The 463-nt window shown below is 66.1% G+C and carries 1 pseudogene; it reads left to right on the top strand.

The features are described from left to right. Positions 1 to 235: 235 nt before the first annotated feature. A pseudogene (locus G6024_RS15595) lies at positions 236 to 463 on the top strand (IS1380 family transposase); the annotation flags it as partial.

Here is a 463-nt window from a genome sequence, read left to right as displayed (position 1 = left end):
GAGACCCGCCCACCGGCAGCGCCAGCCGGCACTCCTGCACGCCCACCCACGAAATGGATCCCGCCGTCACCCGACAGCAGCAATCCTCACGCTCCGTGAATCAGCGGGGTTAGCCTCGGCCTTTCACGTGGAAAGTTAGATCTGGGCCCGGAAGTGACCTGGGAAGCGCTCCGGAGCTGGGATGATGTGACTTGTCTAGGGTCAACGTCATATCAGTTCGAAGAGCACTTCCCAGGTGAAGTCTAACTCGTCATTTCGGCGGTTGAAGGTCAGTGCGGACGGGTCGGGCGTGGTCTCGCACGCCGGGTTGGGGATGCTTCGGGAGATCGCCGAGCACACCGGCCTGGTCGCGGCGCTCGACGACGCTGTGGCCGACACCTACCGCGGTGCCTGGGTCCACTCCCCGGGACAGGCGCTCACCGGTCTGGCCCTCGCGGTCGCCGACGGCGCGGACGCGATCACC

The sequence above is a fragment of the Dietzia maris genome (assembly GCF_014144855.1).
GTDB lineage: Bacteria > Actinomycetota > Actinomycetes > Mycobacteriales > Mycobacteriaceae > Dietzia > Dietzia kunjamensis.
The sequence above is the reverse complement of the archived record's forward strand: the minus strand, read 5'-3'. Positions and strand labels throughout refer to the sequence as shown.